Origin of the sequence: Dyadobacter sandarakinus, assembly GCF_016894445.1 — a bacterium.
Classification (GTDB): Bacteria; Bacteroidota; Bacteroidia; order Cytophagales; family Spirosomataceae; genus Dyadobacter; species Dyadobacter sandarakinus.
In genome coordinates this window covers 4960275-4976662 of the sequence record NZ_CP056775.1, presented here as the reverse complement: position 1 = coordinate 4976662, position 16388 = coordinate 4960275, and the positions used below count along the sequence as shown (strand labels likewise).

12 protein-coding genes are annotated in these 16388 nt (G+C 50.4%); 2 read left to right on the top strand and 10 right to left on the bottom strand.

Annotation, left to right across the window (positions count from 1 at the left end):
• Position 1 precedes the first annotated feature (1 nt).
• Positions 2-793 (bottom strand): polysaccharide deacetylase family protein, encoded by a 792-nt coding sequence (locus HWI92_RS20455; RefSeq protein WP_204658735.1) that lies wholly within the window; start codon positions 791-793, stop codon positions 2-4.
• An 83-nt stretch (positions 794-876) separates the two neighbouring features.
• Here HWI92_RS20455 and HWI92_RS20450 point away from each other — a divergent pair, with 83 nt between their 5' ends.
• Positions 877-2097 carry a metallophosphoesterase family protein gene (locus tag HWI92_RS20450; RefSeq protein ID WP_204658733.1) on the top strand — a complete coding sequence of 407 codons (1221 nt, stop codon included), beginning with the start codon at positions 877-879 and terminating at the stop codon, positions 2095-2097.
• Between the two features lie 38 nt (positions 2098-2135).
• Here the strand turns inward: HWI92_RS20450 and HWI92_RS20445 are convergent, their stop codons facing one another.
• The 6 genes from HWI92_RS20445 to HWI92_RS20420 all read right to left on the bottom strand — a co-directional run bounded on the left by HWI92_RS20445 (position 2136) and on the right by HWI92_RS20420 (position 12702).
• Complete coding sequence (locus HWI92_RS20445; RefSeq protein ID WP_204658731.1) at positions 2136-3968, bottom strand: cytochrome D1 domain-containing protein; 1833 nt, start codon at positions 3966-3968, stop codon at positions 2136-2138.
• Positions 3969-4055: 87 nt separating this feature from the next.
• A complete protein-coding gene (locus tag HWI92_RS20440) occupies positions 4056-4439 on the bottom strand; it encodes a TraR/DksA family transcriptional regulator (RefSeq protein WP_204658729.1) in 384 nt (127 codons plus the stop codon).
• 186 nt (positions 4440-4625) lie between these two features.
• Positions 4626-5606, bottom strand: a complete 981-nt coding sequence (locus tag HWI92_RS20435) for a pyruvate dehydrogenase complex E1 component subunit beta (protein ID WP_204658727.1) — start codon at positions 5604-5606, stop codon at positions 4626-4628.
• A gap of 198 nt (positions 5607-5804) precedes the next feature.
• A complete protein-coding gene (locus tag HWI92_RS20430; RefSeq protein WP_204658725.1) occupies positions 5805-6683 on the bottom strand; it encodes a transglutaminase family protein in 879 nt (292 codons plus the stop codon).
• A complete protein-coding gene (locus tag HWI92_RS20425) occupies positions 6673-9228 on the bottom strand; it encodes a circularly permuted type 2 ATP-grasp protein (RefSeq protein WP_204658723.1) in 2556 nt (851 codons plus the stop codon). Before HWI92_RS20425 ends, HWI92_RS20430 begins: the two co-directional genes overlap by 11 nt.
• A gap of 51 nt (positions 9229-9279) precedes the next feature.
• Positions 9280-12702, bottom strand: a complete 3423-nt coding sequence (locus tag HWI92_RS20420) for a transglutaminase family protein (protein ID WP_204658721.1) — start codon at positions 12700-12702, stop codon at positions 9280-9282.
• Positions 12703-12999: 297 nt separating this feature from the next.
• On the opposite strand from HWI92_RS20420, the gene proC reads away from it, so the two are divergent.
• Positions 13000-13803, top strand: a complete 804-nt coding sequence (gene proC / locus HWI92_RS20415; protein ID WP_204658719.1) for a pyrroline-5-carboxylate reductase — start codon at positions 13000-13002, stop codon at positions 13801-13803.
• An 80-nt stretch (positions 13804-13883) separates the two neighbouring features.
• On the opposite strand, the gene HWI92_RS25670 is transcribed toward proC, so the two are convergent.
• From HWI92_RS25670 to HWI92_RS20400, 3 genes are all read right to left on the bottom strand, one after another.
• Complete coding sequence (locus tag HWI92_RS25670) at positions 13884-14078, bottom strand: type II toxin-antitoxin system RelE/ParE family toxin (RefSeq protein ID WP_204658717.1); 195 nt, start codon at positions 14076-14078, stop codon at positions 13884-13886.
• Positions 14079-14153: 75 nt separating this feature from the next.
• Positions 14154-14378 carry a hypothetical protein gene (locus tag HWI92_RS20405; RefSeq protein WP_204658715.1) on the bottom strand — a complete coding sequence of 75 codons (225 nt, stop codon included), beginning with the start codon at positions 14376-14378 and terminating at the stop codon, positions 14154-14156.
• Positions 14379-14442: 64 nt separating this feature from the next.
• Complete coding sequence (locus tag HWI92_RS20400) at positions 14443-16383, bottom strand: SGNH/GDSL hydrolase family protein (RefSeq protein ID WP_204658713.1); 1941 nt, start codon at positions 16381-16383, stop codon at positions 14443-14445.
• Positions 16384-16388 lie beyond the last annotated feature (5 nt).

Sequence of the window (16388 nt, the reverse complement as noted above, 5' to 3'; positions counted from 1 at the left end):
CTTACTCCTCCCTGCTGATTCCGGGCAGTTCAGACATGGTGTAAAACTTCACCTGCTGCCTTGCCGCTTCTTTCAAAATTGCTTCAAGTAATGCTACATCAAAACCGTACTCGCCGGCCTGCGGTTTTTTGTGTAAAGGTTTGTGGCCAAAAAGCAGTAGCGCGTCTCCATTTTCACTGGCGGCTTGTATCGCCTCAGCGATTTCCGCTCCGGACAGTTGCTGATCCGTGTCAATCAGCAATGCATTTACTTCTTTTTGTTGGTCAAAATGGTAAAAAATACTTCTGATCAGCCGGGGCGCTACTGCATACCACTGAAATCCAAAAAGCCTTCTCTTTGAAACTGCCACATCCCGCAGTATGCTGAAACCTTTTGAAAACAGTACCGAGTCGACCTGTGCATTGTGGTTGCCGCCGGGATGTGCGTAGCTGCGCGGATGAAAACCTGCTGCTGCCAGGTAACCCAGACCAGGCGACAGCTCCTGCTCGGCATATTTAGCAGGTCCCAGGGCATTGATCAGCTCCGTAGATTTCCCATGAATTGACCCGTGAAAACCTATTTCATGGCCATCATTTTCCAGCTCCTGTAACTTGATCACCTGCTCCCGGGTGAGCGTATCCCCGCAGGTCACAAAGAAAGTTGCCCGGGCTCCATACTTCCGGAACAAGGGACGCAGGCTGTGCCATTCATGGATAAACTGATCGTCAAAAGAAATGGCGACTCCGGCATTCTGGCGGTCAATAGCCGGCTGACACGAAAACAGCATGCCTGCCAGGCTGATGCACACGGACATCAAAACGGTACGAAATGCTGGGTATGGAGCTGGATAGGGCAAATGTTAGTTTTTGATATGTTATTTTCGCTAAAATAATAGAAATGAAAATCCTTCACACGGCCGACTGGCACATTGGCAAGCGCCTCGACAGCTTTTCAAGGCTTGAAGAACAAAAGCTGGTCCTGGATGAAATATGTATGATTGCCGAATCGGAGGCAGTAGATGCTGTTGTCATTGCGGGTGACCTTTTTGATAATTTCAATCCCTCGTCCGAAGCTACCGAACTGTTGTACAGCACGCTGCACCGGCTTTCTGCAAACGGCAGCCGCGCGGTTATCGCCATTGCGGGCAACCATGATTCTCCCGAGCGTATTCAGGTACCCGATGCGCTCGCACGTGTGTGCGGGATCATATTTGTCGGTTTTCCCAATGCAGAAATAATCCCGTTTTGTACCCGTGAAAAGGTAGAGGTACTGCGTTCGGCCAAAGGTTTTATTGAATTAAAGCTCCCCAACACTCCTGTACCGCTCCGGATACTGCATACACCTTATGCCAACGAGCAGCGCCTGAAAGCATTTCTCGGTATGGAAGACTCAGAAGAAGCCTTACGGCTGCATTTGCAGGAGCACTGGCAGCAGCTCTCGGACCTGTACCTGGACGATCAGGGTTTCAATATGCTCATTACGCATTTGTATGTCATGAAAAATGGCGGCCCCATGCCCGAAGAGCCTGATGACGAGCGCCCTATCCTCCATGTAGGAGGAGCACAGGCGGTTTTTACCGAGAACTTCCCGAAAGCAGTTCATTACATTGCCCTCGGACATTTGCACCGATACCAGGTAGTAGACAAAAATCCGGCACCGGCGGTGTATTCCAGCAGTCCGCTTGCATATAGTTTTTCCGAAGCCAACCAGAACAAGTATGTGGTTATACTGGAGGCTAAGGCCGGCAGGCTGATAAACTACCAGCCAAGGCTGCTTGAAAGAGGCAAAAAGCTGAGACGAAAAAGCTTTGATGACATTGAGGAAGCTATCAGCTGGCTCGGCGAGCATCGCGATGATCTGATAGAGCTGACCATCGTGTCTGACAACTACCTGGAAGCAGCCGACAAGAAGCGGCTCAATGAAGCGCACTCCGGCATTGTACAGATCATACCACGGATCAAAAAAAGTGAGCTCGCTGAGGAAGTGGGCGACATTGACCTCTCGCTTAGTATGGAGAAGTTGTTCCAGGAATATTTTAAAACCAAAAACAAAGGCCAGGAACCATCCACAGGCTTGTTGTCGGTTTTCAGGGAAGTTTTGGGGACAGATGATGAGTAGCCCGGGCTGCATAATCAAAGCGGCCCGGGCTATGCAGATTATTTTTTGGCCTTGACCACCTCAATACCAAAGCGGCTCACCTGATCTTCTATCATACTTACAGAGATCAGGTTTCCATTGCGGTAAAAAATAAACTTCGGCGTACCGCGCAGCAAAATTTCATTGTCGCGGGTCAGCTGCGGGTAACGCGCAATCTGAATTGATTTGCGGTTTTGAGTTGCAGCGTAAATCGTTTTACCATCTTCACTGAAAGCAAAGTCGGAAAATGCCAGACTTCCTCTTTGTATCAGACCCTTGTACTCCATGGAGCGGGTAGCCAGGTATACTGCGCCTTCACTGCCTGTAACCACATAATCACCGGTTGGCGAGATCCTGAATATATTGGGATCCAGCGGATAACTGCCGTGCTGCGTATCATCCATGTGCAGCGAAATTGCTCCCTTACTGGTCAGTTCAAAATATTCCATGTCAATCGGACTGACGGATGTAGATATTGAAATGATTTTTTCCTGCCCTGGAACAAACCGGAGCCTGTCGCCCTCAAAATCGCCGTTTCCGTCAATATTGATACCCGTAGCCCTCGAATAAGTCCGGACCGGCTGTTCCCACCAGGGCGACGGCCTGACGGATGCAGCAATATATCCATGACCATTGGTAACAACGCACGGTGTGGAAAGACCCGTACTGATCGATTTTTTCAGGGTCAGTTTTTCAGCATCGTAAATGTATATCCACCCGTCGCTGCTGGGTACGTATACTTCCATTCCAAAGCTGTTATCGGCCACATCAATATTCCCTGCTGTACCCTGCAGACTGGTGCTCGCTACTTCTGTAAATGAGTCAATATCAATCAGCCGGAGTTTCCCGGCCCCGTTGTCGACCATGTACAGCTTGTTTCGTGTCGGGTGCATCACCACATCAAAGGGTGTAAAGAAAAACACCGAGCCGGCCGGATTGTCGACTTTCAATGAATTACTGTTACTGAAAAGTCCCTCGGTGGTTACTACCCGTACAAAGTAATAAGCCTGCGGCAGGAAAGGTGCGAGGGAGTCGGTCATTGTCAGCGTGTTGCTGTTGGCTGCGGAACCTACCAGCGTAACATTACTGGAGTTCTGCTCTTCGCTGCGATAAACTTCGTAGGTCTTGAAGTCTGCAGCGGTGTACTTGTTCCAGGTCAGGGCAACATTGGCGCCCTGCTTCACAGCACTCACCAGCTTTACGGCTTTGGGAGCATTGGTGGCCAGTTGAAAGGTAATTGTAGCGGTATACTTATCCTTATCTGTTGCGGTGACGGTGATCAGGTGAAGTCCTTTTGACAATGCTTTTGAAAAAGCAACATTTCCATTCTGATCGGGAGAGGACGTATGGAAAAGACCGTCGATACTGCTTTCCCATTTTACGGTAATATCACCAGGCGATGTGTCCTGGTCTTCCACATCCGCAGAAAAAGGGATTGATTCCCCTTCTGCAAAAGTAGCCGGCAATGCAGGAAGTACGAGCTTAATCTCGGGTGTTATGCCGGTACTGACCCCTTTTACAATGTAAACAAGCACATTAGTTAATGAATCTTTACGAACCGTACCCACCGACTTCCCGGAACCTACGCCCGACTGATTGGCAAATACCTCATAGGATCCCGGCTGAATTCCTTTCAGGAGCACGCTTCCGAATTCGTCAGTAACACCCTGAATGCTTTGGGGCTTGGTAAATACGTTTACATTTTTGGCTGCGCCGCCGAACCCGTCGGAGGAGTAAACCGTGACAAACATATCGCCGGTGGTAACACGTGGATCAATGGTTTTGCCACAACCAAAAAACAGGAGAGAGCAGGCAGCAAGTGCCAGCATGAGCCGGATAGAGTTAAAATGCATTTTAAAACAGAGGATTGGGTGAGTTTCTACTAAAAAGGCTATCCTGTCAGTACAGGATAGCCTTTCTTTATTGCAATAAATCAATGGTCAGCTTGCTCTCCGCAGCTTCGCTTCAATGGTCTGCTGGGTATGCGGTACGATGCGCAGGCGCTCTTTGGGGATCAATTTACCGGTATCAATACAAATGCCGTAAGTACCGTTTTTAATCCGGATCAGGGCATTTTCCAGCTGAACTGAATATTTCTGCAACCTTGCAGCCAGCTGGCTCAGATTTTCACGCTCACTTGCATCGGCACCATCTTCCACGAGCTTGGCGGCTCCTGCGGTAATGTCGGTGCCTGTATCATTCTTCTTGCTGAGTCCACCCTTGATATAATTAAGCTCACTCATAGTCGCTTCAAGTTTTCCACGTATGAGTTCTTCAAATTCCTTGAGTTCCTCTTCGGAATACCGGGTCCGTTCGTCTTGCATAGTCTTAGGTAATTTTATGAAGCTGTTAAGGAGCTAATTGAAATACAAAAATAGTACTATTTACCTTATTCTGAACAATATATTTAAGCGCTGACTTTCCCGCAGGAAAGTGCCCCGGATACCTGCTTACAAACAATAAAGCCACATCCCGGAGGGGAAATGGCTTCATTGTATGCATGATGCATGTTATTTGTAAAGTACCGATTTTACAGCTTCGGTCACCCGTTTTACACTTGGCAATACTTCCTCGATCAGTGTGGGAGCATATGGCAGCGGAACATCCCGGTTTGTGATCCGGATCACGGGAGCATCCAGGTAGTCAAATGCATGACGCTGAACATGATAGGTTACTTCTGTAGAGATTGAAGCCAGTGGCCATGCTTCTTCCACGATCACGCACCGGTTGGTTTTCTTTACCGATTCAACAACCGTCGCGTAGTCAATCGGACGAACAGTGCGGAGGTCAACTACCTCCACGTCAATGCCTTCTTTTTCCAGCTGCAACACTGCAGGCATCACCACCCGGGGGATCATTTTACCAAAAGAAACAATGGTAACATCCTTTCCCTGGCGCTTGATATCTGCTTTTCCCAGCGGGATCAGATATTCCTCTTCCGGAACCTGCATCTTGTCGCCGTACATGACCTCCGACTCCATGAAAATAACCGGGTTGTTATCGCGGATAGACGATTTCAGCAAGCCTTTGGCATCGTAGGGATTGGAAGGCACTACTACTTTCAGACCGGGTGTGTTGGCAAACCAGTTCTCAAAGTTCTGAGAGTGCTGCGCACCCAGCTGGCCGGCGTTTCCGGTTGGTCCGCGGAATACGATGGGGCAGCCATACTGCCCGCCCGACATCGACAGGATCTTGGCAGCACTATTGATAATCTGGTCAATCGCGACCAGTGAAAAGTTAAAGGTCATAAATTCCACGATCGGTCGAAGGCCGTTTCCGGCTGCACCGACAGCGATACCCGCAAAACCAAGCTCAGCGATAGGCGTGTCAATGACCCGCTCCGGACCGAATTCATCCAGCATTCCCTGGCTGGCCTTGTACGCGCCGTTGTACTCTGCAACTTCTTCACCCATCAAAAATATGCTCTTATCAAGGCGCATTTCTTCCGACATAGCGTCGCGAATGGCATCTCTGAATGCTATTTCTTTCATTCGTGATTTATAATTATTAATTCTTTGCAGAAACCAAAGCTGAAATCAGGCAGTAGATGTTGATTCGGGGCTTAGCGGTTACATAAAAGAGGTTATGTATACTTATTTGATATGATGAGGTAAAATTAGAGAAACAAGGTCAATTCTCAAATCTTTCCCGCAGCCTTTGCCCTAAAAGAAAAGGATACCTTCATAAAGTCAGGAAAGTGGTATCACGTCCACTTCCACCGACAATGAATGCTTTCCGTAACTGAAAATTATGCCTTTCAGCGGAGGCACATCGCTGTAATCGCGGCCCCATGCAGTGACAATATGCCGTTCACCGGGCACCATGTTATTGGTAGGATCAAAATCGCACCAGCCATAATCGGGAATGTAGACTGATATCCAGGCATGTGAGGCGTCGGACCCCTGCAACTTGGCCTTGCCGGGGGGCGGCAGGGTTTCGAGGTAGCCGCTCACATACCGGGCCGCAAAGCCGCAGCTCCGTATACACGCGATTGCAAGGTGTGAAAAGTCCTGACATACCCCTTTCCTGCTGGCCAGTACCTCACGCACAGGCGTGTTCACAGTTGTAAAGTGAGGCACAAACGCAAACTCGGTATAAATTTTCCTGCATAATGCATGTACCGCATCAAACAACAGGGTATGCTCTGCAAAACAGTCGCGGGCAAATCCGGCAATATCATCGTTCCACGTGACCAGCGGACTGGGCAGCATGTACTCCATGAGTGAAATGCGTAAGCTCCGGTCTGCCGCCACACGCTCCCTGGCTGCCGCGCAAGTCAGCTGCGACTGCCTGAACAGGGAGCCGGTACCCTCGCCCAGCCGCTCTACAATGCTTTCTGCCAGTACGGTCAGCTTCTTGTGGGGCGAGTGCAGTGAAAAGTAATGCACGGTATTACCATAAAAATCCGTCCGCTCCACAATCTGCGATGGCTCCGGCGTAACCGACATGCTGAAACTGCTGCAAAGCTGCCCGGGCAAAGTCCTTGGTGTAATGCAAAGCAGGCTCTGGTAATTGTTCACCGGCTCGGCATACTTGTATTCGGTTTTATGGAGCAGCCTATATTTCATCTTTTTCGTAATCCACCGGTTCAAAAAACGAATGCGGCATGGTGTGGGTAAAATAAAGATTGGTCAATGTAACCGACACAGACGAGATCAGCCCCGCTACTTCGGAAAGCAGGTTAAATAACTTTTCCCGCTCCATTTGTGCATTGTGCCTGGTCAGGTCCTGAATATTGGCCAGTTTGATCAGCGTAGAAGCCTGCAATACATGCTTCTGGGCCTCGTTGAGCCGCTCGCCGCGCGTGGTGGCAGGCAGCCGGGCCACATTGCGTTCGAGCTCATCGAGCATATGTACCAATGAAAAAGGCAGCGAACTTTCCAGCAGGATCATATCCAGCATTGCCTCTGCATTCAGCTGAGACTTGTAGATCTGCCGGTAGTTCACGAGCAGGTGGTGGTTGATCAATGTAGCCTCTATGAGTTCACTTTCAACACTTTCCGTATTTTTTGTACCAAAGTTGGACTGTATGACACTTACCCGCGACATGATCCGCTCAATCAGCTTGCCCGTGTCGAGCAGCAGAAAGCTGTTGTCGCGCGGCATACTTTCCGTAATTACGCCCAGGAAGGTCAGCATGTTGTTGTACAAACTGTCGAGTGTCCGCTGAATATTGTTGCTGTTTACCAGCGCCTGCGCATTGCGGATTTCACGGTATCCCTTGTCAATCAGGTCTACGATACGCCACACTTCCAGATCCCATTGATTGCGCACTGCGCCCACTGCATTCAGGAACGACCCGATATTGGATGCGATGGTACCGGGCCTGGAAGTATTGGATACAAGATCAATAATTTCCCTGTAAGGGTCAGCCCATAGTTGCTCCTGCTCATCCAGAAAGCCCGGGTAGGCAGCTGAAAGATGGGTCAGTGATTGTAAAAGTATTTTAATATGCTCCTGCCGTGCATACCCCCCGAAGTTGCGGTCGAGGTTGAGCACGTTAATGGTAATGTTCATAAACTTGATCACCGCCATGGTACGCTCACAGTAGCGGCCTACCCAGAAGAGGTTTTCGGCACTCCGGCTTGGAAGCGAAATATGCTTGTTGACAGGCGGCGGAGCAGCCAGAACGATCTTTTCCTGCATTCCCTGCGTCTTGTCCGACACAATCCAGGTATCCTTGGACAATCCTCCATACTGATTGGACACCACAAAACGGTCTTTTACCGCCGAGCTCCTCGTCAATCCGCCCTGCATTACATGGTACCCGTTTTCATCGGCTACCAGAAATGCCCTGAGCACGGCATAGCGGGGTTCAATGTGCCCGTCGATCAGTGAGGGGGTGGTAGAGAGGCTTACTTCCTGTTGCGCTATAAACTCCCGCGGCCTCGCCAGTATCTCGCGCCGCAGCTCATCTTTTTCGGCAGCGCTCAGCTGCCGGCCATACCGCGAGCGGTACCGGGTCTTACGGTTGGCTTTTTTGATGATGAGCTCATCCAGGTGGTCCAGCACATAGCTGAGCTCCTTGGTATGTCCGCACCACCAGGTTGCCACGGAGGGCATCAGTAGTTTTTCCTTCAGAAAATACTGGCAGATGTTTTCCATGAATGCCAGAAATGCATGGTTCTCCAATGCGCTGGATCCCGGAGGATTCAGTACATGCACATTACCCATCCGGATCGCCTGTAAAAGTCCGGGTACGCCCAGTCGTGAATCTTCCCGGAGTTCCAGCGGATCACACCAGTCGTCGTCGATCCGGCGTACGATCACATCTACTTTTTGTAAACCATCAATGGATTTCAGCCACACACAACCATCCCTGACAAGCAGATCCTCTCCCTGTGCAAGCGTGTAGCCCAGGTACGAAGCCAGGTAAGCATGTTCAAAATAGGCTTCATTGTTCGGGCCGGGAGTGAGATATACGATATTGGGAGCATCCTTACTTTTATTCGACAACACGGAAACCTTGTTCTGCAGGCTGTTGAAAAAAGGTGAAAGTTTGCTCACATACATCCCATCCGCCAGCTCAGGCAGCAGCTTGCTCATCACGATCCGATTTTCAAGGGTATACCCCGATCCCGAAGGTGCCTGGGTACGGTTATCAACAATCCACATCTGCCCGTCGGGACCGCGGGCCATATCCGCTGCAAAAAGCGCCAGCTGCTCGCCGGGTAGGCGTACATCGGCACAGCTCCTGAAAAACCCTGTATTATCGTACACCAGCTCTGCAGGGATAATGCCATCCCTGACCAGCTTTCTGGGACCGTAAAGGTCTTTCATGATCAGGTTGAGCAGCCCGGCCCTTTGCTGCAGGCCTTTGGCGATCCCGTTCCATTCTTTCTGTTCAATGAGAAAAGGAATAGGGTCTAGCTGCCAGGGGCGGTTCATGCCGTCAGGCGTGCCGTACACATTATAGGTAACACCGTTTTCCCGCAGCTTGCTGATAATCTCCTGATTCCTGCTTTTCAGCTCATGGATGCCCAGTTTTTCCAATGATGAAAAAAGTGCATTCCAGTGCGGCTTCACACGTCCATGCATATCCAGGACTTCATCATAGGAAGCCAGTCCACTCCGGTAAGCCTGCAGAAGGTTCACGGCAACATCGGTCAGCATTGTACTTTCAGGATAAATGATGGTTCAAGAGGGCTTCCGGGCACTGCATACTTATTTCGATTTCCAGAATTTACGCAAATCCAAAGTATTCGGATACTCGGGATCAATGAGCTCAATGGGCGTATCGCTCTTCATATCCTTTTTGGTTTCGGCTACAAACCGCGACACGCTACCGGTATTCTTTTCAAGAATCGGCACCTCCTGCCGGGCAGAAGGCGTATGCCCGAATCCCTGGAAAAGGGCGATTTTCCTGGACTCTGCTTCAAAGCTATTAACAGGATGCGTATCAAAGCTGCGTCCGCCCGGGTGGGAAACAAAGTAAGTACATCCGCCCAGGATCCGGTTGTTCCACGTATCTACAATGTCAAAGGTCAGCGGAGCATCCGCCCCGATCGTGGGATGCAAAGCCGAGGGCGGATTCCAGGCTTTGTAGCGTACTCCGGCCACAAAACCTCCCTTGATACCCGCGGAGCGAAGCGGAACCCGGCATCCATTACAAACCAGGATATGGCGGCCTTCTACAAAACCACTCACTTTTACCTGTATCCTTTCCAGTGACGAATCCACAAACCGCGCAGTACCCGAGTTGGAAAGCTCCTCACCGAGCACATGCCAGGGCTCAATGCCCAGCCTGATTTCCAGTTCAATATTATCCACTTTGATCCCTCCATAATGCGGAAAGCGGAACTCGAAAAAGGGATCAAACCAGGAGATATCAAAATGGTAGCCGGCCTCTTTCAGGTCATTGACAACATCCACCATATCCATATAAGCAAAATGCGGCAGCAGGAAACGGTCGTGCAGCTCAGTTCCCCAGCGGATCAGCTTGTGCTTGTAAGGCTGCTTCCAGAACTTGGCAATCAGCGCACGCACCAGCAGTGTCTGCACCAGGTTCATATGCTTGTGCGGCGGCATATCGAATGCTCGGAATTCCAGTATCCCCAGTCTGCCCGACGATGAATCGGGAGAATAAAGCTTGTCCATGCAAAATTCGGAACGGTGGGTATTGCCGGTAATATCCACCAGCAAGTTCCTGAAAATGCGGTCCACCATCCAGAAAGGCACTTCTCCGTCTTCCGGGATCTGTTCAAATGCGATTTCTACCTCGTATAACTTTTCATCCCGGCCTTCGTCAATGCGCGGAGCCTGGCTGGTGGGCCCGATAAATGGCCCCGCAAACAGGTAGCTCAATGCCGGATGGTGCTGCCAGTAAGTTACCAGGCTCCTCAGCAGGTCGGGCCGCCTGAGGATCGGACTGTCCGAAGGTTTGGCGCCGCCAATGGTCACATGGTTGCCGCCGCCGGTACCTACGTGGCGACCATCCACCATGAACTTATCGGTTCCCAGTCTTGAAAAGAATGCCTCTTCGTACAATGCACTGGTATTGTCGACCAGCTCCTGCCAGTTTTTGGCCGGGTGAATGTTCACCTCGATCACACCCGGGTCTGGCGTTACGATCAGCTTCTGTACGCGGCTGTCGGAAGGTACAGGATATCCCTCTATGCGTACGGGCATTCCCAGCTTCTCGGAAGTTGCCTCAATGGATGCAATCAGGTCCAGGTAATATTCCAGGTAATCAGTAGGCGGGAGAAAAATATAGAGGATACCATCGCGCTCCTCCACGCACAATGCCGTTTTGATAACCGGCACATCAAACAACAATTTGTTTTCCTTTACTCCCTCCTCCTTCCTCCCTTCTTCCTCTTCTCCCCCTTCCAAAACATTCAGAGGCAGCTCATAAGCTGGTGCCACCGCTCCGTACCTCGCCTGCACACCCGCCCGGAAATCGCCCAGGGAAGGCAGGTCCTCAAACGGGCTCCGTTCCACGGGCTGCTCGCGGTGTTCTTTTGCAATTTCAGGGAGTGAGTCGAGCGGCAGGCGGTAGCCTATGGCAGAGTTGCCCGGCACCAGGAAACAGTGGTTACGCCGGAACTGCCAAGCCGTGCTGGACCAGTGCTGCTTTTTTTCGTCCCATTTTACAGGTAAAACAAAGCCTGTGGGATTATTAAGCCCTTTTTCGAGCAGTCTGGCCAGTGTTCTCCTTTCAATTGAATCTTTCAGGTTGACCTTCAATGGATCCACATTGACGGGCAGCTTACCTTCCTCCATAGCCCAGTAAACTGGATCTTCGTAGGTAGGAGTAATATTATTGGGATCAATGCCCAGAAACCTCGTCAGCTCGGTCATAAACCGTTCTGCATCCTGAAAGCTATATTTCGTTTGCGCTTCTTTAGCTACCAGCTCGTCATTCCGCCACATGGGCACACCGTCGTTTCTCCAGTACAATGCATACTGCCAGCGCGGGAAAGCTTCGCCCGGGTACCATTTACCCTGACCAAAATGCAGCAGGCCGCCATGGGCAAACCGTTTTTTGAGGCGAAGTGAAAGATCGTACGCCAGCTGCCGCTTCAGAGGTCCGTCGGCTGCAGTATTCCATTCCGGCGATTCATAGTCGTCGATGGAGATAAATGTGGGCTCTCCGCCCATGGTGAGCCTCACGTCATTTTCCTGCAGGTCGCGCTCCACATCCTCTCCTACCTGCATGACCGTAGCCCATTGCTCCTCGGTATACGGTTTAGTGACGCGCGGATCTTCATGTATCCTGAAAACGCGGTTATCAAACTCAAAAGTCACTTCGCAAATGTCGGTAGCGCCCGAAACCGGTGCTGCGCTCGCATAATCGGGTGTGCAGCAAAGAGGAATGTGCCCCTCACTCGCAAAAAGTCCCGAAGTAGGATCGAGCCCGATCCAGCCCGCTCCCGGCACATAGGCTTCCGTCCAGGCGTGCAGATCCGTAAAGTCTTCCTCAGGGCCGGAAGGACCGTCGAGCGACTTGATATCCGAAGTAAGCTGCACCAGGTACCCCGACACAAACCGGGCCGCAATGCCCAGGTGCCTCAGGATTTGTACGAGCAGCCAGGCCGAGTCGCGGCAGGAACCGCTTTGGATGTTGAGCGTGTCTTCACAGGTTTGTACACCGGCTTCCATCCTGATATTGTAGCGGATCGCATTGTACAGCTCCCGATTGAGATGAACCAGGAAATCAACCGTCTTCATGGACCTGGCCATCTTCATGCTGCTGACCCAGTTCATCAGCTTCGGACCAGCTTCCCGCGGTTCCAGGTAGGGGCCCAGTTCTTTTTTCAGCCCCGCATCGTAATCAAACGGGAACATATCGGCATAATCCTCCACAAAAAAGTCGAAGGGATTAATGACCTGCAGCTTGGCGATCACCTCTACATCAATGCTGAGCTCGGTTGTCTTTTCGGGAAACACTACCCGCGCCTGGTAATTTCCAAATGGATCCTGCTGCCAGTTAATGAAATGATTTTCAGGCTTTATTTTCAGCGAGTACCCTTCGATAGGCGTCCTGGAATGGGGCGCAGGCCGCAGCCTGAAAATATGGGGCGACAGCGAAACACTCCGGTCAAACTTGTACTTGGTTTTATGCGAAATAGCAACTTTTATAGCCATAGTTGGAGTATTGCTTTATGATAGGATAATTTGGCAGTACGAATTTTACCTGAATCTAAAAAACAGTATTCGTACAAGCTTTCAAAATTTATGCTTGCTATAATTGTTCTCTGCAAAATATTCTTCTTACAGAAACAAAGGATTGCAGCAAAGTAGTGGCCGGTTGAGAAACCTTTTCATGTCAAATATGGCACCTGCATATTTCATTCCACCTGTATTTAGAAAAACCTGCTGAATAATTCCCTGAAAGTTTGCGTAATTCGCCTGTACCTTAAACTCCATTGGTTAACCTGCGAAATGAAAATTGCAATTATCGGCTGCGGCAACATGGGAATGGCATTTGCGCGTGCCTTTCTCAAATTTGATCTGGTAAAAAATGAAGATTTCCTGCTGGTCGAAAAAAGCGATGACCGGCTGGACGGGCTCAAGAGCTTTCGCCCCGGTGTGATCACCGGCGTGATCGGTCCGCAGATCAGCGAGTACGACCTGATCATACTTTCTGTGAAACCCCAGGATTTTCAGTCGGTGGCGGTGCCGCTGGCGGAGGTTGTCCGGCCGCACCAGGTAATCCTTTCAATCATGGCCGGCGTCACGATCCAGAACATACAAACTGCCCTGACGCACAAGCCGGTGATCCGGGCAATGCCCAATACGCCCGCTATGCTCGGCATGGGCATTACGGCCTACTCGGCTTCTCCGGAGGTCGACATCAATGCTTTACGTAAAATTGAAAACCTGATCAATGCCACGGGCCGCTCTGTTTTCCTGGAAGATGAGGAGCAGCTGAATGCGGTCACTGCATTGAGCGGCAGCGGGCCGGCTTACTTCTTTTACGTGGTAAAAGCCATGATTGAAGCCGGAAAACAAATGGGCTTTGACGAAGCTGTGGCGGCACTGCTGGTTAAACAGACCATGCTGGGTTCCTATCACCTGATCAATACAGCCGATAAATCACTGGACGAACTGATTAAAGCGGTAGCGTCCAAAGGAGGAACCACCGAGGCCGCATTGCGGGAATTTGGCAGCGGCAAGATGGGTGAAACCCTGGAACAGGGCATCCTGGCAGCACAGAAAAGATCACGGGAGCTGTCGGCGAGTTGAGGGTAGCGGAAAGCTGCATTATTTACTTGTTCGGCAAAGGCACGTTAAGCCAAGGAACGGAACATTAATTCTTGCTGCTCTTAACTATTAGCCCGCCTGGTATTCCGAATGGTTAGTATCACTACCTTTTCGTCATTTACAACCTGATAATAGATGATTGTATGCTTGTTGAGTATACATTCTCTTACATTAGGCTGTTTAGCAGAAACCCGATAGAGGTAGGGCATACGACTAATCAGATCAATTTGTCCGGTTAACCGTGCCAGAAAATCCATTTTTGTTTTTCGGACCAGTGACTGGAAAGGTATTCGGCAATATGCTCGATGTCAGCGCGTGCCTGATCAGTCAGCCTAACGATCAATGCCATGCGTTGACTTCATGTAATCAAAAAAATCAACATGCTTTCCATCGTGAAAATTTGCTATACCCTCCTGGATAGATGCTTTTGCATCAGCGTCGAGCGCATCCCAAAAGTCATCATTTGATCTGGCTTCCCTGGACAAAAGAATCAGGTAAGCCTGCAAAACCGCAGGATTATCAATACTGTCGATCAATGCATGCAGGTTTGATTTCAAATCGCTTTGACTTATGATTAGTCTTTTATTTTCATTCAATTTAAGTAAAAGCTGGTAATATCATTCACTCATTTACCAGAAAGTAAACAATCCGGCAGGCTGTTCCCGTGCTTTTCGCATTGGCTTTGCGATCAATCGTGACATGAAGGCGGTGCTTGCCGGGCGGCAGCTGATCGTTGAGCATAAGGTACCAGGGCAGGTGCAGCTGCGGGCTCCATGTTGTGAAAAGGTCGAGGTGCTGCGGCTTTTTACCATCCACTGAAAATGTAATACTGCCTGCGTCCAGACCCGATACAATCGCGATCCCCACGCCTCTTCCGCTAAATGTAAAATCAAACGCGGCTCCTGCATCTTCCCCGGCAAGCACGGGTACATCCACAAACCCCGGGCGGGTACCCGTCGAATCGCGGGGATGCCACGCATTTACCACCGAGAACCTGTCCAGCTTTTTCGCTTCACTAACGGAATGATAGCGACCGTTTTCGTATGAAAAAGGATCCAGGAGTGCGGGAAGCTTGGCTGGCATATTGGAAGGTGCAGGTTCCATTTTCAGCAATTCCTTAATCGTTTGTGCATAGATTTCCTGTCCGAAAGGTGAGGGATGCAGGTCTTTGAAATCGTATTCCCATGTAAATTCTCCTGCCTGGATGCGATCGTAAGTTTCTCTGGCGAGGTTGATAAATGCGGCCCCATAATGCCGGGCTACCTGCTCATGCACGGCTACTTCCCGGGGCACCCTGCCAGCCGCAAAGTCCGCATTCTTATCCGGATCAGCGAAAGCCATCAGAATGGCATTTGCCTTGGGATTTTTTTTATACAAATGCCTCAATATACCTTCCAGGGCACGTACCTGCGCTTTTTCGGAAAAGCCATTGGTACGGTCATTCACGGCAGCTTCCAGAAAAAGCAGGTCGGGGATACCTTTTGCGAGCACATCTTTCTCAAACCGGAATGCATGCGGGGTACTGCCCAGGGAGGGAATTCCAGCGGCAATAAAATTAAATTCAGTATCCGGAAAATGCTCCTGCAAGTACTGCATAACCTTGTTGCGCCACCCGGGATTATGCGTGATCGATCCGCCCAGAAATGCCACAGTCCCTTTTTTCTCTTTTCTGAACTTTTCAAATGCATTTCCCAGGCCCGCATTAGGTTGTATGTAAGCTGTACGATCCAGCGGCCTGGATACCGGAAAGCTATGCTGTTCTATAAAGTTTGCAAACCGGGCGGGGTGTTCAATCGGGAAGTGATGACCCTGTAAGGTCTGCGGGCCGCGGGTCATCGGATATACACTTACCGGTCCGCCTGCGCGCAGGTAATTTTGAATCAGCAGGTCGCTGTTTTCGGAAGGAGGAACCAGCTGATCGTCCAGTCCGAGCACATGCAGTACGGGTACTTTGAATGCAGCAAGTCCTTCCAGATCGTTTAACGGAATGTCGGTAAATGCAGCCGCCTCTGCCTCCTTTTTGCCGAACAGGCGGAGCCAGCTTTGCCAGTCACTCTCCGAACCTGGTCCTTTACCTTTGCCGCCAGGCCAGCTTCTGGGATCACATACGGGGGCTTCGGCATAAATGCAGCTTACCTTATCCGGATTTCTTTTGGCCCAGCCATATACATAAAGGCCTCCGCGACTCACGCCTTCCAGCGCGACCCTGGGCGAAAAATGTTTTTCTTTTACCAGAAAATCATAAAATGCATCCCACACCTGCATGGCCGCGGGGTGGGCAAACATGTCATTGGTATTCACATAGGCAATGTGGAAGCCACGCGTCAGCAAAATGCTGTCCATCTCGGTATGCCAGTCGGGGAAGTGTGCACGCCATACCCAGGGATTTCCTTCCTTCGCATGGGCTGGCCTGACGTACCAGGCGGCACGGTCCCGGAAGGTAAAGGTCACCTTTTCAAAGCCTTTCCAGCGGGTTACCTGCTCATCGTCCTGTGCAGGTGCAGGCGTGGCAAACAGAGACAGCAAAACAAAAATATGGAGGGGAAACGCATTGATTTTCATTACAA